The following is a 17,504-nucleotide window of genomic DNA, read 5'->3' as shown; positions in this document are numbered from 1 at the left end:
GGCTCAAATCAACTTGATCTCGCGCAATCGCTGCATCAGGTACTCATGCGACGTGATCGAGTCGCTGTAACGGCTCGGGTTATCCGGCGTGATGCACTGTACGACGGGATCAAGCACGACGTCCGGATTCGGATGCAGGAAAAACGGCACCGAATAACGCGGCTTGCGCGCATTCGCATTCGGTGGGTTGACCACGCGATGCGATGTCGATGGGTATACGTGATTGCTCAGCCGCTGCAGCATGTCACCGATATTCACCACGATAGCATCGCCTTCGGTGGTTACTGGCAACCATTCGCCTTCGCTGAGAACCTCCAGGCCCTCGGCACTGGCGCCAACCAGCAGCGTGATGAAGTTGATGTCCTCGTGCGCCCCAGCGCGCTCGTTGGGGATGTTGTCCTGCGTAATCGGTGGATAGTGGATCGGCCGCAGAATCGAATTGCCCTGATCAGTCTTGTCGCCGAAATAATGTTCGGGCAACCCGATGTGCAGTGCTAAGCCGCAAAGCACGCGCGTACCCAGCTGATCCAGCGCTTCGTAAAGTGCGTAACCATGCGGCCTGAAGTCAGGCACTTCGGCCGGCCACAAATTGGGTGGCATCACATCAGCGAATGTTGAATCTCGAGAGATCTCGCGACCGATGTGCCAGAACTCTTTAAGATCAGCATGCTTGCTGTCCTTGGCGGTCTCGACCTTGTAAGGCGTATAACCGCGTGCACCGCCGCTACCGGGCACGTGATACTTCATCTTGACGTCGGTCGGCAATGCAAAAAAGCGCTGGAACGCATCGTAGGAATCGTCGATCAGTTCGCGTGCAATACCGTGCCCGCTGATGCAGCAAAAACCGAACTCGCGATAAGCCGCGCCCAGTTCAGCGACGAATGCGTCACGGTCAGTGTCGTAACGACGAATATCCAGCGTGGGAACGTGCTTCATGAGGCTTCGGCGAGATACGTCAGGGCCGATGATTTTACGACGTCGGCCAGCCGTTCGGCCAGTTGCTGCACTTCAACAGCATCCACCGCTTCTACAGTCACTCGCACCAGCGGCTCGGTTCCCGAAGCGCGCAGCACGACGCGACCGCGGCCGCTGAGAGTCTTCTCCACTTCGGCGAGTGCCTGTTGTACCGCCGTTCCCGCCAGTGCTTCACGCGCACCCAGGGAACGCACGTTGAGCATGACCTGCGGCAATTTTTGCAGGCCCGTGCGCGCCAACGCCAGATCCTGACCGGACAGCGCCAGGGCTTCGAGCACCGCCAGTGCCGCGACGATGCCATCACCTGTTGTGGCCCGATCCAGACAAAGGATGTGGCCGGACGTTTCGCCGCCCAGCATGCCGCCATGCTCCCGCAACATCTGCATCACATAACGATCGCCGACATTGGCGCGGATCAGCGGCACGTCGATTTCCGCCAGCGCCTGCTGCAGGCCGAAATTGCTCATCAACGTGCCGATCACCGGCCCCTTCAGCAGGCCACGTGTGTGCAGGCTGCGAGCCAGCACGTAAAGAATATCGTCACCGTCGGCCAGCGCGCCATGGCGATCGACCAGCACCAGCCGATCACCATCACCGTCAAAAGCCATGCCCATATCGGCACCGTGTGCCAGTACAGCCTGCTGCACGGCCTGCGGGTGGGTAGAACCGAACTGGCGATTGATATTGAAGCCATCCGGTTTGTCACCGATGACGATGACCTCGGCGCCCATTTCGGTAAACACCTTTGGCGCAACTTGATAGGTCGCGCCGTGTGCGCAGTCGATCACCAGCTTGAATCCGCGCAGGCTGAAATCCTCCGGCACGGTGGCCTTGCAGAACTCGGCGTAGCGCGCTACTGCATCATCGATGCGTCGGGCCTTGCCCAGTCGCTCGGAATCGACGGTGACGAAGTCGGCATCGACCTCCTGCTCGATCGCCAGCTCGACCGCATCGGAGAGCTTTTCGCCATTCGCTGAAAAAAACTTGATGCCGTTGTCGTGATGTGGGTTGTGCGACGCGCTGATCACAATGCCAGCGCTGGCGCGCATTGAACGGGTGAGAAACGCGACGGCGGGCGTTGGCATCGGACCCAGCAAGCCGACATCCGCGCCGGCCGCCACCAGACCGGCTTCCAGCGCGGATTCAAACATGTAGCCGGACACGCGGGTATCCTTGCCGATCAGCACCTTGGGCCGATCCCGGCCCTCGCGCACCAGCACGGCACCCACGGCGCGTCCCAGCCGCAGCATGAAATCCGCGCTTATAGGCCAATGGCCGACCAGACCGCGGATACCGTCCGTACCGAAATACTTGCGTTGATTCATCGTGTCTTGCCGCTTTGAAGGTATTTCATTCGCTGGAGCATAACGCTGCGACGATTGAAGCGCTCACTCATCATCCGGCCAGCGAGGCACCGCCGTCTTCGGATCGCGCTTCGGAACAGTATCGATCGCGCGTACTGCACGCCATACGGCTAGCGCATCCACCGTGGCAGCAACATCGTGCACGCGCACCATCCGCGCGCCACGCTGCACGGCAATCAGCGCTGCAGCGGCCGAGCCGGCGGCGCGTTCGGCGGGATCGGTTTTACCCGTGAGTGTGCCGATCATGCCCTTGCGCGACAGCCCGACATACACGCCGCTGCCCAGATTGCCAAAGCGTTCCAGCGCACTGAGTAGCGCCAGATTGTGCTCCAGCGTCTTGCCGAAACCAAAGCCGGGGTCAACCAGAATTTTGCGCTTGTCGATGCCCGCCAGCTCGCAGGAAAACAGCCGATCGGTGAGGAATCGATGAACATCGCCAACCACATCGTCGTATTCCGGATCGGCCTGCATGCTGCCGGGCTCGCCCTGCATATGCATCAGACACACCGGCACGCCCAATGCCGCCGCGGCATCCAGTGCACCTTCGCGACGCAGCGCGTAGACGTCGTTGATCATGCCCGCACCAGCAGCAACCGCGGCACGCATCACTTTCGGCTTGGAGGTATCGATGGCAATAGGCAACTGGGTGCGTGCGATCAGCTGTTCGATGACCGGCAACACCCGGCGAAGCTCTTCTTCGACCGAAACTTCCGTCGCACCGGGCCGAGTCGACTCACCTCCAATGTCGAGCATATCGGCACCCTCTTCGGCCATGCGCAAACCCTGCGCTACGGCGGCATCGACCTGACCATGGAGGCCGTCGGCCGAAAACGAGTCCGGCGTGAGATTGATGATGCCTACCACGCGCGGGCGATCCAGCCGCAGCGCGCGCCCGGCACAATCCAGCACCGGTGCAAACGCATCGATGGTAAACGGATCGATCGACATGCGTGTCACCTCAGAATTGCGATATCCGAAAAGACTGGCGAGACATCAGGCAGCGGACGATCCGCCCAGCTCACCCATGTAACGGCGATAGTGGCGCAGCTCGTCGATCGAGTCGCGGATATCCGACAGCGCCGTATGCGCCGATTCCTTGCCAAAGCTCTTGGCGATATTCGGGGCCCAGCGCCGGGCGAGCTCCTTGAGCGTGGAAACGTCAAGATTGCGGTAGTGAAAATAGCGCTCCAGCCGTGGCATCTGCCGATGCATGAAGCGGCGGTCCTGGCAGATCGAATTGCCGCACATCGGCGACTTCCCCGGTGGTACCCAAGCACGCAGAAAGTCGACCGTGGCTTGCTCGGCCATCGCGTGATCGGTTTCGGAGATCAGTACCTGGCGCCACAAACCCGACTTGTGATGCTGATTACTGTTCCAGCTGTCCATCGATTCGAGCCGGTCGATCTCGTGACGAATCGCAAATACCGGGCCCTCCGCCAGCAGATTGAGGTCCCTGTCGGTGACGATCGTGGCGATCTCCAGAATCGAGTCGTTGTCGGTATCGAGACCGGTCATTTCCAGATCGATCCAGATCAGGTTTTCTTCGTTCACGAGGCTCATGGGTACTCCTTTGGATAAGCAGTTTATCAGTCTTGCTCCGTCTGCCTATCTAAATAGATTCGCCTACGTATCTACGTGACGATGGGCTTTTAAGTTTTTGCGACTTTTCTCCGTGCGATGATTCACGCCATGCAGACTTTTTTCTGGCACGACTACGAAACCTCTGGCGCCGACGCACGGCGCGATCGCCCGCTGCAATTCGCCGGCATTCGCACCACGCTAGAGCTTGAGATTGTCGGCGAGCCGGTGATGTTCTACGGCAAGCCGTCGCGCGAGATGCCGCCGCATCCCGATGCCTGCATGATCACCGGCATCACGCCGCAGCTGGCCGAACGCGAAGGCTTGATCGAAAGCGAATTCGCCGCACGCGTGCATGAGCAGCTGTCGACGCCCGGCACCTGCGGCGTTGGCTACAACTCGCTGCGCTTCGATGATGAATTCACGCGGCAGATGCTGTATCGCAATTTCTATGAGCCGTACGGTCGCGAGTGGGAAAACGGCAATTCGCGCTGGGATCTCATCGACCTGGTACGCATGTGCCAGGCGCTGCGGCCCGAAGGTATCGTGTGGCCAAAGCGCGATGATGGCTCGCCCAGCTTCAAGCTCGAGCATCTGGCCACAGCCAACCAGCTCACGCAGGAACGCGCCCACGACGCGTTGTCTGACGTCTATGCACTGATCGATCTGGCACGCCTGATTCGCGTGCGCCAGCCGCGCCTGTGGGACTGGTATTACGGTCTGCGCCGCAAGCAGAAAGTATTCGAGATGCTCGATGTGATCGGCATGACGCCGGTAGTCCATGTGTCCTCGCGCTACCCGGCCAACCGGCACTGCCTCACGATCATTGCCCCACTGGCGCCGCATCCCAACCGCGCAGGCGAAGTGATCGTGTACGACCTCGCGACCGATCCAGCGGACTGGCTGGCACTGGACGAAGAGGAAATCGCCGACCGTATCTTCACTGCTCGCGCTGATCTACCCGAGGGCATCGAGCGCATTCCGCTACGCACCGTTCGCGCCAATCACGCGCCCGCGCTGGCGCCGCTATCGGTGCTGCAAGGTATCGACACAAATCGCTTGCAACTCGATGCAGGCAGGTGCATGGCCCATCGCGATGTGCTGCGCGCAGCTGATGGCCTGGTTGAAAAACTGCGCCGCGTATTTCAGCGCGCCGCCGAACTGCCACCACCGGACGATCCCGAACTGGCACTCTACGGCGGCGGCTTTCTGCCCGACGCCGACAAGAAACTGTTGGCACAGGTGCGCGCCACGCCCTCCGAACAGCTGGGTCAACGCGTGTTTCCGTTTCGCGATGCGCGCTATCCGGAACTGCTGTTTCGCTACCGCGCACGCAACTGGCCTCATAGCCTGGATGCCGGCGAGCAGGTGCGATGGGATGCTTTCCGTCGAATGCGACTGACCAAGCACACTTCACTGACTGCACTCACGCTGGACGACTACTTTGCGCGACTCGCCGAATTGCGGGCCGATCCGCAGGCACAAGGCAAAATTCCCCTACTCGACCAGTTGCAGGCCTGGGGTGAGGAGCTCGCCGCCAGCATCTGAACAAACCCGGCTCGGCCACCCCTCGATTCGATCGCCATCCCCTGCAACCATGTTCGACGTTAAACGCTTACCGATCCCTCACTCAGCCCACCTTCTGATCATCACGCATGCCAAAAACCTACTTCACACCTGACACGTTTCGCTTTCTGACCGCGCTCGATCGCCACAACAGCCGCGAATGGTTTCATGCGCACAAAGATGACTACGAGCGCCACGTGCGCGAGCCGTTTCTGCAGCTGATCACCGATCTGCAGGCACCACTGGCGAAGATCAGCGCGCACTACCGTGCCGATCCACGCAAGAACGGCGGCTCACTGTTCCGCATCTTTCGCGACACGCGCTTTTCCAACAACAAGCTACCGTACAAGCCGTGGCAGGGTTCGCGGTTTTTCCACGAGCGCCGGCACGAGATCCCGGCACCGTCGTTCTACCTGCACATCCAGCCGGGTGACTGCTTTGCCGGCGGCGGCATGTGGCACCCCGAGTCCGATGCACTGAAGCACATCCGCGAATTCATCGTCGACAACCCGGCAACGTGGAAGCGCGCTACGCAAGGCAAGGCGTTTCGCGAGCACCTGCAGATGGGTGGCGAGTCGCTCAGCCGACCGCCCCGCGGCTACGAGGCAACGCATGAGCTGATCGATGATCTCAAGCGCAAGGATTTCGTCGCCTCGGCTTACTTCACCGAAGAACTCGCGTGCTCCGACGAGCTGTTGCCGTGGACGGTGTCGACCTTCAAGAAGGTGTCGCCGCTGATCGATTACCTGTGCGCGGCACAAGAACTCGAGTTCTGAACACCCGGACGGTTCATTGCTCGATGATTCAACGCTCGTAAAAGGCGCGGCGCGAACCCAGTAGATACAGCGCCACGACGACGCCCACGACGGCGGTGATCGCCACATAATGCGCCGGCGCCAGTGGGCCGAGCTTGCCGGCGAACCAGCCAATCAGCGGCGGTGTGATTGCACCAAAGATTGCGTAGGCGATGTTGTAGGAGAACGAAATGCCGGTGAAGCGTATCGGCGGTGGAAACGCTGCCACCATCACCGAAGGCACCACGCCCACCACGCCCACGCTAAACCCGGCGATGGCGTACAACGGCAGAAAATGCGCACCGCCCGCAGCCAGATCCAGATACAGCGCATACGTCGTCACCAACAGAGCAAGCGAACCCAGCAATAACGACCAGCCACGGCCGATGCGATCAACCAGCAATCCACTGCCTAGGCAGCCGAAACAAAGGAACAAAGCGGCGACGCTGCTGCCTTCAAACGCCAGCGCCGGTGCCAGATGAAACCGGGTCTGTGCCAACGTCGGCGTCATCAAGATCACCACCACGATGCCCGCGGTCAACATCCAGGTCACCAGCACCGACAGCCATACACCGACCAGATGTCCGCGCAGCACGGCTTTCAGCGGCAGCTCCTGTGTCAGCTGCTTGCGTTCGCGCAGTGCGGCAAACACCGGCGTTTCGCTGAGCCAGCGGCGCAACCACACCGCGACGAAACCGAAGATGCCGCCCAGCACGAACGGAATACGCCAGGCGAAGGCCAGAACCTGATCCGCTGAATAATGCTTGCTGATCCCCGCGGCCAGCAGCGAGCCGATCAGGATGCCGGCGGTCAACCCACAGGTCAGTGCCGCGCAGGCAAAACCGATCCGGCCCACCGGTGCATGCTCGGCGACGAACACCCAGGCGCCAGGAACTTCTCCGCCGATCGCAATGCCCTGCACGATGCGCAGCAGCAGCAAAAGTAGCGGTGCGATCAGACCCAGCTGTGCGTATGTCGGCAACAAGCCAATGGCCAGCGTGGGCACTGCCATCAAGAACACGCTGAGTGTGAACATCTTTTTGCGCCCCAGCTTGTCGCCGAAATGCGCCATCACAATGCCGCCGAGCGGTCGCGCCAGATAGCCGGCGGCAAAGATGCCATACACCTGCAACTGCGCCAGCCAGGGCGCGACGTTGGCCGGAAAGAACAGCTGCCCCAGCACCTTGGCGAAAAAAACGAACACGACAAAGTCATAGAACTCGAGCGCGCCGCCTAGCGCCGACAGTGTCAGCGTTCGTGCATCGCTGCGGTTGAGAGGGCGGACGATCGATGACGATGATGGCGTGTCGTGGGGCATCAATGGCTCGCTGGGCGTTGAAAGAGGTCTTGGCTGGCGACCATACACCAATCCAACGACCAGGAAAGCCATTTCATGCGCGAGTTGGCGAAACGCATATGGCCGTCCAAAACACAATAGATGCCATGACAGCAAAATGCTATAAACCGCCATTGTACTGATCAACGAACCAACGCCATGCGCCATGCCTCGAAGAGTTTCGCCCGTCGTACCAGCTTGTTTGCAGGCATGCTGCTTGCTCTCGCATTGCCGCTGCACGCCGAGAATTTCACGCTCGCCAACGGCGACATCATTGGCGAATGGAATACAAGACTCGTCGCAGGCGCTGCCATGCGCACCAGCAATGCGTCGCCGCATCTCGTCGGCAAAGGTTTCGAATCCAATGGCAAACCCAAAGGCGGCGACGGTGCGGACACCGCCGACGATGGCAACCTCAACTACGGCAAGGGAGACGTCTACTCCAACCTGTACAAAATTGTCAGCGGCGTCGATCTGAAATACGGCAACCTGGGTATCGATGTGAGCGCACGCGCGTGGTACGACGCCGCGCTGGAAAACCGCGACGTGCCACAGGGCAATACGCCGAACGGCTATACGCCCAATCGCCCACTCAGCGATCGCGGCTTCGATCGCGACAACCAATTTTCCGGTTTCATGTTTCTCAACGCCTACCTCTACGACCACTTTACGCTGGGCGACAACACGGGCTTGGACGTGAGGTTAGGCAAGCAAAACATCCACTGGGGCGAGGATCTGTTCGTGCAGAACATCAACCAGATCAACCCCACCGACTACACCACCCTGCACCGCCCCGGCACCGATCCATCCACCGAAGCGCAGCTACCGGTCGAGATGCTGTGGGGCAAGCTGACCTTTGATGGCCCGTTAAGTGTTGAAGGTTTCTACCAGTGGAAGTGGCGGCCGAACGAGTACGATCCCTGTGGGACGTTTTTCTCGGGGAGTGACCTGGGTATCGACCGCGGCTGCGCGGGTATTGAGAGCAACGCCTACTACCCGCTCAACGCCTACTCGAAGGGCGCCGGGCAGTGGCTCAGCGACGGTTACCAAAATTCGGTCGGCGGCATCCTGCCGCGCGGCAACGATCTGCATGGCAGCAACACAGGACAGTTCGGCCTTTCGCTGCATTACAAGGCCGAGAGCATCGGCACTGATTTCGGCGCGTATTACATGCGTATCAATTCGCGCGCGCCTTTTCTCAATGCCACCACGATCAATCCGGCGATCGAGAACAACAGTCTGATCCCGACGCTGGAAGCGGCCGGCGTACCGGCAGCGGATGCAGCATTATCGAAGCGGCTATCCGGTATTACCGAATACTGGGCCTTTCCGAATGGCATCCATATCGCCGGCTTGTCCGCCTCCAAGCATATCGGCGACTGGAAGGTCGCCGCCGAAGTGTCGTACACCGCGGACCAACCGGTGCAGATCAATACGGCCGACATGTTCGCCGCCTTGACCCGCAATGGCGGCCCGATTGGCAGCCGCATGGCAGTACTGCTGCCCGGCGACACGTTGCAGGGCTACGACCGCTTCGACAAGACCCAGGCGCAAATCAATGCCACGCGATTGTTCAATGACGTATGGGGTGCGGACACCGCAACGCTCGCGGGCGAGGCCGTGTGGAGTCATGCGAATCTGCCGCCGCTCTCCGAAGCGCGCTATGGCCGCGGCTTCGCCTGGGGTTTCTCACCGCAATACAGCGACGGCAGCTGCTCGCCCGTACAAAATCCACAAGGTTGCGTGAGCCAGGGGTACTACACGCGCCAAGCGTGGGGCTATCGCCTGAAAGGCCAGCTCAACTATTCGCTGCCAGGTAGCTGGACGCTGTCACCCGCACTGTCGTGGGGCCAGGACGTGCATGGCTTCTCGGTCGACAACCAGCTGGTGCAGGGACGCAAGCCCTATACCATCAGCTTGGCGGCGCAATACGCCAAACGCTACTTCGCCACCCTGAGCTACACCAACTGGGTCGACAACGCACCGTACGACGTGCTGAAGGATCATGACTTCCTGAGCTTCGCCATCGGCGCGAATTTCTAGTTGATCCGAGTCACGACAATTCGCCTCCGTCCGCTTCGTAAAGCTCGATCGGCAGATCGTCCGGATCGGCGAAGAAGGTAAAGCGCCGGCCGGTATATTCGTCAACGCGCACCGGCTCACAGGTCACGCCGCGATCGAGCAGAACGGCGATTGATGCATCGATATCGTCCACCGCAAACGCCAGATGGCGCAGACCTTGCGCCTCCGGCCGCGATGGCCGCGGTGGCGGCTCGGGAAAAGAGAACAGCTCCAGCTGCACGCCAGGGCTGACCTCAAGATCGCACTTCCACGACTGCCGCGTCTCGCGATAAACCTCACGCACAATTGGCAGGCCCAGCGTCTCGCTGTAGAAAGCGCGCGAACGCGGATAATCCGAGCAGATCAGTGCGACATGGTGGATCGATTTCAGCAATGGCGAAATCATCTCTGCTCAGGCCTCGTGAAAGGGAAAGGCCAGCACATCGGCGATCGCATCCGTGTCGGCCAGGCACATCAGCAGGCGTTCGATGCCCATGGCAACCCCGGCAGCGTCAGGCATCGCATCGAGTATGGCCAGCAGGCGATGATCAATCGGCATATCGTGCAAACCACGTTCGCGGCGAACCACCTGATCCCGCTCGAAACGCATGCGCTGCTCATCGGCATCGTTGAGCTCGTGATATCCGTTAGCCACTTCGTGATGGCCGAGATAAAGCTCGAAGCGTTCGGCCAAGGGTGGATCACCTGCACGGATTTTCGCCAGCGCGCACTGCGTGGCCGGGTAATCGTGGATCACCGTGATGCAATCGCGCGGGAATGCCGGCTGCAGCCGGTGGGTGATCAGCAGGTCGAGCCAGTCGTCGCGCGTGAGCCCCGACGGATCGATCCCATAGTCGACCAGCGGCTCGCGCAACTCCTCGATCGGTGCATGCAGCGGATCGATCCCCAGCTCATCGAGAAACAACTGTCGGTAGCTGACGATATGCACCTCGGCACGCCGGCCGACCAATGCCAGGGCGGCCTCCACCAGCGTGATCGTCTCCTCCATCAGGCGCCGGTGATCCCAGCCGACCCGATACCACTCCAGCATGCTGAACTCGGGATTGTGCTGACCGCCGGCCTCGCCGTTGCGAAACACCCGACCCAGCTCGTAGCAATCACCCACACCGGCGGCAAGCAGACGCTTGAGCGGATATTCCGGCGATGTGCGCAGCCAGCGCACCGGCGCACCCGCATCAACATGGCCCATGAAGGTCGTACTGAAACTTTCGATATTCGGTTCGCTGTTGCCTGCTGCGGACAGGATCGGCGTTTCCACTTCCAGCACATTACGCACGGCGAAAAAGTTGCGGATCAGGTTGTAGACTTTCGCGCGCAGCTGCAGCGCACTAATCAGCGACAGCTTCTTGGCACTCACGCGGCACGCTCGTGCTTGGCCAATAGCGCCAGCAATTTCGCTTCGTCCCAGATCGCCACGCCGAGCGCTTGCGCCTTGTCCAGTTTTGAGCCGGCCGCTTCGCCCGCGACCACAAAATCGGTTTTCTTCGACACGGAGCCGGATACCTTCGCGCCCAGTGCTTCCAGCCGCTCTTTCGCTTCCTCACGACTCAGCGTAGGCAAGGTGCCGGTCAGTACGACGGTTTGACCTTCCAGCGCAGCATCCTCGGCATGGGCACTTTGAGGAATTGCCTGCAGCAGCACCTGCATTGCCAGTTCGACCTCATGGAGCTGCGCACGCTTTTCATCGTCATCGAGAAATGCCTGCAAGTTGGTCGCTACAGCCGAGGGCAACCCGGCGACGATCCAGTGTGCGGAGCCAGCCTTCTGCAAGGCTGCCAGTGTCGCGTAATGCCGGCTCAGCAATTCAGCACTCTTGGTTTTGGTGCCGAGCTTGGGAATGTCCGCCGTATCCAGCAACACGGCGAGGCCAAGTCGATCGCGCAGCTTTGGCGAAGGCGAGGACTCGTCGCTGAAGACGATGCCAGCCGCCAGCAGCGCATCGACCACCGCCTCGTTGCCTGGTTGCGCGAAAAAACCGGCAATCGACGTGGCGACTTCTTCCCCGATATCCGGCAACACGCGTAAAACAGGTGCCGGCATCACGCGCACGATATCCAGACGGCCAAACCACGCGGCAAGCGTCTTTGCCGTACTCTCGCCGATATGCATGATGCCAAGGCCAAACAGAAAGCGCGACAGCGTCGACTGCTTGCTGGCCTGAATCGCATCGACAAGATTTTCTGCCCACTTGGTGGCCACTTTCCCGGCTTTAACGGTTTCCGGTGTGGTGCCATCACGCTCGTCGATGGCCTGCTTCATCGTCACAAGCCGCTCGACGGTGAGGTCATAAAGATCGGCCGGCGTCTTGACGATATCGAGTTCCACCAAGGCATCGACGAAACGCTCGCCGAGGCCTTCGATATCCATGGCCCTGCGCGAGGCGAAATGGATGATGGCCTCCTTGCGCTGTGCCGCACAGATCAACCCGCCGGAACAGCGAAACGCCGCCGCCCCGTCTTCGCGCAGCAGATCGGAGCCGCAGACGGGACAGTGCGTCGGCATCGTCCACGGTACGGTGTCCGCGGGACGCTGATCCTCGATCACGCGCACGACTTCGGGAATCACGTCACCGGCACGACGCACGATCACCGTGTCGCCAATACGAACGTCCAAACGGGCAATCTGGTCAGCATTGTGCAAGGTTGCATACGTGACCGTGACCCCGCCCACCTGCACCGGCTCCATCCGAGCCCGCGGCGTGGCCGCACCGGTGCGGCCGATCTGGATTTCGATATCCAGCAGACGGGTCATCTCTTCCTGTGCGGGAAACTTGTGTGCAATCGCCCAGCGCGGCGCGCGCGAGACAAAGCCCATCTCGCGCTGGCCGGCATAGTCGTCGAGCTTGTAGACCACGCCATCGATGTCGTACGGCAGCGTGTCACGTTTGGCGCCGATGCGCTGAAAGTAGGCGATCAGCCCGTCGAAGCCCTTTGCCGTGCCGACTTCAGGCGATACCGGAAAGCCCCAGTCGCGCAATTGCTGCAGCGTCTGCGAATGGGTCGGCGGCAGCGAGCCGCCTTCGACAACGCCGATGGCATAAGCGAAAAAGCTCAGCCGCCGCTTTGCCGTGATTGCAGGATCGAGCTGGCGCAATGAGCCCGCCGCACCGTTGCGCGGATTGGCCAGCGGCTTCTCGTCATGCGCACGGGCGCGTTCGTTGAAACTCTCGAAATCCTTGCGCAGCATGATGACCTCACCGCGCACTTCGAGCAGCGATGGCCAGCCTTCATCGCGAAGCCTCAGCGGATGATCGCCATCTTTTCCGCTGCGCAAGCGCAGCGGAATGGCGCGCACCGTGCGTAGATTCGCGGTGACATCCTCACCGGTTTCACCATCGCCGCGGGTCGCGCCCTGCACAAACACGCCATTCTCGTAGCGCAGGCTAATCGCCAGACCGTCGAGCTTGGGTTCCACAGAAAACAGCGGTTCACGACGATCCAGCGTCTGCTCGATCCGACGTTCGAATTCGGCGACTTCATGAAAACGTTCGCGGTCGTTGTCGCCGGCCTGTTCGAACGCGTTGCCGAGCGACAGCATCGGTAGTGCGTGCCGCACTTCGGCAAATCCACCGTTCGCGCGAGCACCGACGCGACGCGTCGGCGAATCGACAGCGGCCAATGTCGGATGCTCGGCTTCCAGCGCCTCCAGTTCGCGCATCAGGCGATCGTATTCCGCGTCAGGCAATTGCGGGTCGTCGAGCACGTGATAGCGATAATTGGCCTGCTCGATCGCAACACGCAGCTCAGTAGCGCGCACTGCGGGATCGGCGGGGGCTGGACGTTCGGTCATGCAAATCTCCTGGATCGTCGAAGTTTAACGATACCGGCGGCTTTCGGATGACTATCAGCAGATTGATAGCGCCCGAGCTTCCACCCGTAGATAAAGCCGGCCTGACTCCTAAAACATCTTTCACGCGGATCAAGCTGTCACAGCAGGTATCATGAGCGGCTTATGTCAGCCGATGCCACCGCCGCAGAGTCACGCGCCGCCGTCGCCACTGTTGCCGCGCCCGCCACGGTTTCAGAGGTGGTGGCGGAAATCTCCTCACGAGAACGTTACCGCGGCCTGCTCTGGCTGGTGGCTGCCGCCTTCTTCATGCAGTCGCTGGATTCCACCGTGGTCAACACCGCGGTGCCAGCCATGGCTTCGGCACTTGACGTCACGCCACTTGGGATGCGCACCGCGCTGACCAGTTACGTGCTGACGTTGGCGATTCTGATCCCGGCCAGCCCATGGCTGTGCGACAGGTTGGGCACGCGCCGGGTATTCGGTCTCGCCATCGTCGTGTTTGGCGCCGGCTCGCTGCTGTGCGGCCTTGCGCAGACGCTGCCCGAACTGGTCGCCGCGCGCGTGCTGCAAGGCGTCGGCGGTGCCTCGCTGATGCCGGTAGGCCGTTATGTCCTTGTCCGCAGCATCGAAAAGCGCGAATTCGTCCGCGCCATGAGCACCGTGGCGACCTTTGGCCTGCTCGGCTCGGTACTCGGGCCGCTAATGGGCGGCGCGCTGGTGGAGTTCACCTCGTGGCGGCTGATTTTTCTGATCAATGTGCCGGTGGCGATTGCCGGCGTATGGATGAACCGGCGCGACATGCCGGACTACCGGCTCGATCATGCGAACCGCTTCGATCTCTCCGGTTTCCTGATGTTTGCGGCTGCCTCGGCACTGCTGCTCACCGCCTCTGAACTGGCTGGCAGCACGCCGGTGCCTTGGAGCCACATTGGTTTGTGCACATTGCTGGCGTTGCTGCTAGGCGCGACCTACGTCTGGCATAGCCGCCGCACGGAATATCCAGTCGCCGATCTCACCCTGCTGCGCGTGCGCAGCGTTTGGGTGGCGTTGGCCGGCGGCCTGTTCACCCGACTCGGCATCTCCGGCATGTTTCTGCTGCTGGTGCTGTTTCTGCAGGTAGGCTGCGGCTGGTCGCCGCTAATGGCCGGACTGATGATGGTGCCGCAGGCGCTGGGCTCGATCAGCGCCAAGTGGGCGATCAACCGCACGCTGATCCACTTTGGCTATCGCCGCCTGCTACTGGGCAATACGCTGATCGCCTCGGTGCTGATGGCAATGTTTGCCCTGCTCGGCCCGACCACACCGATGTGGGCGACCGCCCTGCTGGTGTTCGCCTATGGCAGCTGCACCGGCATGCAGTACACCGCAATGAACACGCTGATCTACAACGATCTCGACATCAAGCACGCCTCGATGGCCTCGTCGATGGCCTCGACCGCGCAGTATCTGGCGATGAGTTTTGGCATTGCACTAGCCACCTTGTTGATGGAAGCACTGCTGCAGGGTCACGCGCACGAACAGTACATCGTCGCGTTCCGCTGGACCGTAGTCTTGCTAGGTGGCATCACCGCAATCGCCAGCCGCATTTTCAGCCGACTGCCAGAAAATCGTCCCTTGTCCGGTACTGCCACCGCGCATTGATCAACATACGCGCCACCGCATGCCACCCGCCTGCGCATGCATGTAGGATGCTATCTCCAACGACAGCCTGAGCGCGCCGCATGCAGCATGCTAGCGACATCCTGTTCACCCTCTTTGTTGTGTTTATCGCTGCGCAACTTGGCGGTGAAATTGCGCAGCGACTAAAACTGCCTGGCGTCGTCGGTGAGATTGCTGCCGGTTGCGTCGTTGGGCCGTCATTGCTCGGCCTGATCACGCCCGATCAGATCGCCGTTGGCATGCCGCTGGATGTGCTGGCCGAAATCGGCGTGGTACTGCTGCTGTTTTCCGTCGGCCTGGAAACGCGGCTGGAAGATCTGAAGAAAGTCGGCAAGGTCGCCTTTCTGGTCGGCGTACTGGGCGTCGTCATACCGTTCGGCATGGGTAGCCTGTGGGCACACGGTAGCGGCTTCAGCTGGGACAAATCGCTGTTCGTCGCAGCGGCGTTTGTCGCGACGTCAGCCGGTATTACGGCACGGGTGCTGCAGGAACTGCATGCGCTGCAGCGGATCGAGAGCAAGGTGATTCTGGGTGCTGCGGTGATCGATGACATCCTCGCCATGCTGCTGCTCGGCGTCGTGGTGTCGCTGCAGGGCGGTGGCGGTTTCGACCCCTTGCACCTGCTGGTGGTGCTGGCGGGTGCGATCGGCTTTATCGCGTTGATCGGTTGGGGTGGCACACGGGTGATGCGCTGGAATTCCAACTGGCTGGAGAAACCGCGCGATCCGCATTCGCCGTTGATGATCGTGCTGGCGATGTGTCTGGGGCTGGCCTACCTGTCCACGCTGTTCGGACTGGCTGCCATCATCGGCGCATTCCTGGCTGGCATGATCGCCTCGGAAACCCAGCAGCGGCACACGCTGGAAAAGCAGATGATGCCGCTGCTCGCGCTACTGACACCGTTCTTCTTCGTGGTGACTGGCAGCAAGATCGACCTTCACGAGCTGGCCAATGCCGATGCGCTGATCATGCTCGCAGTAATCACCGTGATCGCCATCGTATCCAAGCTGGCCGGTGGCTGGCTGGGTTCGCTGTCACTGGGCAGGCGCAGCGCCACGATCATTGGTTTCGGCATGGTTCCGCGTGGCGAAGTGGGCGTGGTTATCGCCAGCCTCGGCTTGGCTGCTGGCGTTTTCACCAATCGGATGTACGCCATCATCGTGGCGATGTCGCTGCTCACCGCCATGGTCACCCCGCCGGTGCTGGCGTGGTTGCTCAAACGGGCTGGTAGCGACAGCGAATTGCAGGAAATCGATTCAAAAATTCTTCCGTAAAATGGAGTGATTCGCAGCTCTGAAGAAACCTGATACGAATTGACCAGCGATTCAGCTGAGCTGATTAGAATGACCAAGCGGCAAGAAAAAGTGCCCTCTCCAATTCGGGAATATTCATGAACATTAAACCCTTGTTTGCTCTGTCCCTTGCTGCAGCTTTGACACTCGGCAGCGCCGGTGTGGCCAGTGCCAGTCCGGACGGCAGTGGCGTGCTGGTCCGCCAGGACGGCATCTATCTGCGCTGCGACCAGTGCGGCACAGTGCAAAGCGTGGAGCAAAACATCACCCAGGGCAGTAACCACGGTGTGGCCGGCGCCATCATCGGCGCCGTGGCCGGCGGCGTACTGGGCAACCAGATAGGCAAAGGCAACGGCCGCAAGATCGCCACGGTCGGCGGTGCGGTGGGTGGCGGCTTCGCCGGCAACGCCATCGGCAAGAGCGGTAGCAGCGAGAGCTGGCTGGTGCGCCTGCGCATGGGTAACGGCAGCTACGCCAATGTCCAGGTCAAGGACGCCAGCGCTATTCGCCAGGGTGATCTCGTGCAGCTCGACCAGAGTGGAAATATCACGCGCATTCGCTGAGCCGAGACTTTCTCTTAAGTAAATATTATTGAAGAGAAAACGCCCCGACCGGGGCGTTTTGTTTGGTTGCACCTCAAGAGTTTTCCCATCTGCACATCGAACCACGGCGATTTCAGGCAGCCTTCGTAACCCTGAACGCTTCCAGCGCACGACGCGTTGAAAGGTAGAGGCCTATCTCGATCGGGTCGATGCTGTGAATAGCGCGTACCGCTTCAAGCAGCTCACTATCAGTGCATCGAAACCGTCGGCACCACAAGGCACGGCTGGGTCGATCACGCAGTTGGATGTGTTCTGTCATCAGCAATATCCGCTTGAAAAATTTTCGGCAGAGCGTGCCTGCAACGAGATGAAATGCCTGTCGTCGAAACGTTATATGAGCTTTGACGGCGACATCAGCCACCAAGCCGAGTTCGACCGCGGTAATTCAAAAGACAGTAAGTACCCGATGCGCAACCGACAAATATCTATCGTCATCCACTAGACGAACATTGCTTGTGCCATGCTGT

Annotated in this window: 15 protein-coding genes; 7 read left to right on the top strand and 8 right to left on the bottom strand. The window is 60.6% G+C overall.

Going from position 1 to position 17,504, the window contains the following annotated elements; all coding sequences use genetic code 11:
* Positions 1-3: 3 nt before the first annotated feature.
* The 4 genes from HDE80_RS07675 to orn all read right to left on the bottom strand — a co-directional run bounded on the left by HDE80_RS07675 (position 4) and on the right by orn (position 3,899).
* Entirely contained in the window at positions 4-936 is a 933-nt protein-coding gene (locus HDE80_RS07675) for an isopenicillin N synthase family oxygenase (protein ID WP_184669518.1), read from the bottom strand.
* Positions 933-2,300 carry a phosphoglucosamine mutase gene (gene glmM, locus HDE80_RS07670; RefSeq protein ID WP_184669516.1) on the bottom strand — a complete coding sequence of 456 codons (1,368 nt, stop codon included), beginning with the start codon at positions 2,298-2,300 and terminating at the stop codon, positions 933-935. The genes HDE80_RS07675 and glmM overlap by 4 nt, the downstream gene beginning before the upstream one ends.
* A gap of 63 nt (positions 2,301-2,363) precedes the next feature.
* Positions 2,364-3,287 carry a dihydropteroate synthase gene (gene folP, locus HDE80_RS07665; RefSeq protein ID WP_184669514.1) on the bottom strand — a complete coding sequence of 308 codons (924 nt, stop codon included), beginning with the start codon at positions 3,285-3,287 and terminating at the stop codon, positions 2,364-2,366.
* Positions 3,288-3,332: 45 nt separating this feature from the next.
* Entirely contained in the window at positions 3,333-3,899 is a 567-nt protein-coding gene (orn, locus tag HDE80_RS07660; protein ID WP_184669512.1) for an oligoribonuclease, read from the bottom strand.
* Between the two features lie 129 nt (positions 3,900-4,028).
* Here orn and sbcB point away from each other — a divergent pair, with 129 nt between their 5' ends.
* Both sbcB and HDE80_RS07650 read left to right on the top strand, forming a co-directional pair.
* Positions 4,029-5,465 carry an exodeoxyribonuclease I gene (sbcB, locus tag HDE80_RS07655; protein ID WP_184669510.1) on the top strand — a complete coding sequence of 479 codons (1,437 nt, stop codon included), beginning with the start codon at positions 4,029-4,031 and terminating at the stop codon, positions 5,463-5,465.
* 107 nt (positions 5,466-5,572) lie between these two features.
* The gene (locus HDE80_RS07650) at positions 5,573-6,259 is read left to right on the top strand and encodes a DUF2461 domain-containing protein (protein WP_184669501.1); all 687 of its coding nucleotides are present in this window, start codon (positions 5,573-5,575) and stop codon (positions 6,257-6,259) included.
* A 28-nt stretch (positions 6,260-6,287) separates the two neighbouring features.
* Here the strand turns inward: HDE80_RS07650 and HDE80_RS07645 are convergent, their stop codons facing one another.
* Positions 6,288-7,595, bottom strand: coding sequence for an MFS transporter (locus HDE80_RS07645; protein WP_184669498.1), 1,308 nt, complete (start codon positions 7,593-7,595; stop codon positions 6,288-6,290).
* A gap of 177 nt (positions 7,596-7,772) precedes the next feature.
* Here HDE80_RS07645 and HDE80_RS07640 point away from each other — a divergent pair, with 177 nt between their 5' ends.
* A complete protein-coding gene (locus tag HDE80_RS07640) occupies positions 7,773-9,656 on the top strand; it encodes a DUF1302 domain-containing protein (RefSeq protein ID WP_184669496.1) in 1,884 nt (627 codons plus the stop codon).
* A 10-nt stretch (positions 9,657-9,666) separates the two neighbouring features.
* On the opposite strand, the gene HDE80_RS07635 is transcribed toward HDE80_RS07640, so the two are convergent.
* From HDE80_RS07635 to ligA, 3 genes are read right to left on the bottom strand one after another with little or no spacing between them, the layout of a single operon-like run.
* Complete coding sequence (locus tag HDE80_RS07635; RefSeq protein ID WP_184669493.1) at positions 9,667-10,080, bottom strand: VOC family protein; 414 nt, start codon at positions 10,078-10,080, stop codon at positions 9,667-9,669.
* Positions 10,081-10,086: 6 nt separating this feature from the next.
* Positions 10,087-11,052: an EF-P lysine aminoacylase EpmA gene (epmA, locus tag HDE80_RS07630; protein WP_184669475.1), complete on the bottom strand. Its 966-nt coding sequence runs from the start codon at positions 11,050-11,052 to the stop codon at positions 10,087-10,089.
* Positions 11,049-13,484, bottom strand: a complete 2,436-nt coding sequence (gene ligA / locus HDE80_RS07625) for an NAD-dependent DNA ligase LigA (protein ID WP_184669466.1) — start codon at positions 13,482-13,484, stop codon at positions 11,049-11,051. Before ligA ends, epmA begins: the two co-directional genes overlap by 4 nt.
* 162 nt (positions 13,485-13,646) lie before the next feature.
* Here ligA and HDE80_RS07620 point away from each other — a divergent pair, with 162 nt between their 5' ends.
* The 4 genes from HDE80_RS07620 to HDE80_RS22150 all read left to right on the top strand — a co-directional run bounded on the left by HDE80_RS07620 (position 13,647) and on the right by HDE80_RS22150 (position 17,479).
* On the top strand, positions 13,647-15,125 hold the full coding sequence (locus HDE80_RS07620; RefSeq protein WP_184669464.1) for an MFS transporter: 1,479 nt from the start codon (positions 13,647-13,649) through the stop codon (positions 15,123-15,125).
* A gap of 80 nt (positions 15,126-15,205) precedes the next feature.
* Positions 15,206-16,417 (top strand): cation:proton antiporter, encoded by a 1,212-nt coding sequence (locus HDE80_RS07615; protein WP_184669463.1) that lies wholly within the window; start codon positions 15,206-15,208, stop codon positions 16,415-16,417.
* Between the two features lie 116 nt (positions 16,418-16,533).
* A complete protein-coding gene (locus tag HDE80_RS07610; protein ID WP_184669461.1) occupies positions 16,534-16,998 on the top strand; it encodes a glycine zipper 2TM domain-containing protein in 465 nt (154 codons plus the stop codon).
* Between the two features lie 193 nt (positions 16,999-17,191).
* On the top strand, positions 17,192-17,479 hold the full coding sequence (locus HDE80_RS22150) for a hypothetical protein (RefSeq protein WP_255483631.1): 288 nt from the start codon (positions 17,192-17,194) through the stop codon (positions 17,477-17,479).
* Positions 17,480-17,504 lie beyond the last annotated feature (25 nt).

The organism is Rhodanobacter sp. A1T4, assembly GCF_014207185.1.
In the GTDB taxonomy this organism is placed as follows: domain Bacteria; phylum Pseudomonadota; class Gammaproteobacteria; order Xanthomonadales; family Rhodanobacteraceae; genus Rhodanobacter.
This window is presented reverse-complemented; position numbering and strand designations above follow the sequence as displayed.

Bases quoted from the DNA above. Each gene is read 5' to 3' on its own strand.
- HDE80_RS07675 (WP_184669518.1), bottom strand. From the start codon at position 936: ATGAAGCACGTTCCCACGCTGGATATTCGTCGTTACGACACTGACCGT.
- glmM (WP_184669516.1), bottom strand. From the start codon at position 2,300: ATGAATCAACGCAAGTATTTCGGTACGGACGGTATCCGCGGTCTGGTC.
- folP (WP_184669514.1), bottom strand. From the start codon at position 3,287: ATGTCGATCGATCCGTTTACCATCGATGCGTTTGCACCGGTGCTGGAT.
- orn (WP_184669512.1), bottom strand. From the start codon at position 3,899: ATGAGCCTCGTGAACGAAGAAAACCTGATCTGGATCGATCTGGAAATG.
- sbcB (WP_184669510.1), top strand. From the start codon at position 4,029: ATGCAGACTTTTTTCTGGCACGACTACGAAACCTCTGGCGCCGACGCA.
- HDE80_RS07650 (WP_184669501.1), top strand. From the start codon at position 5,573: ATGCCAAAAACCTACTTCACACCTGACACGTTTCGCTTTCTGACCGCG.
- HDE80_RS07645 (WP_184669498.1), bottom strand. From the start codon at position 7,595: ATGCCCCACGACACGCCATCATCGTCATCGATCGTCCGCCCTCTCAAC.
- HDE80_RS07640 (WP_184669496.1), top strand. From the start codon at position 7,773: ATGCGCCATGCCTCGAAGAGTTTCGCCCGTCGTACCAGCTTGTTTGCA.
- HDE80_RS07635 (WP_184669493.1), bottom strand. From the start codon at position 10,080: ATGATTTCGCCATTGCTGAAATCGATCCACCATGTCGCACTGATCTGC.
- ligA (WP_184669466.1), bottom strand. From the start codon at position 13,484: ATGACCGAACGTCCAGCCCCCGCCGATCCCGCAGTGCGCGCTACTGAG.
- HDE80_RS07620 (WP_184669464.1), top strand. From the start codon at position 13,647: ATGTCAGCCGATGCCACCGCCGCAGAGTCACGCGCCGCCGTCGCCACT.
- HDE80_RS07615 (WP_184669463.1), top strand. From the start codon at position 15,206: ATGCAGCATGCTAGCGACATCCTGTTCACCCTCTTTGTTGTGTTTATC.
- HDE80_RS07610 (WP_184669461.1), top strand. From the start codon at position 16,534: ATGAACATTAAACCCTTGTTTGCTCTGTCCCTTGCTGCAGCTTTGACA.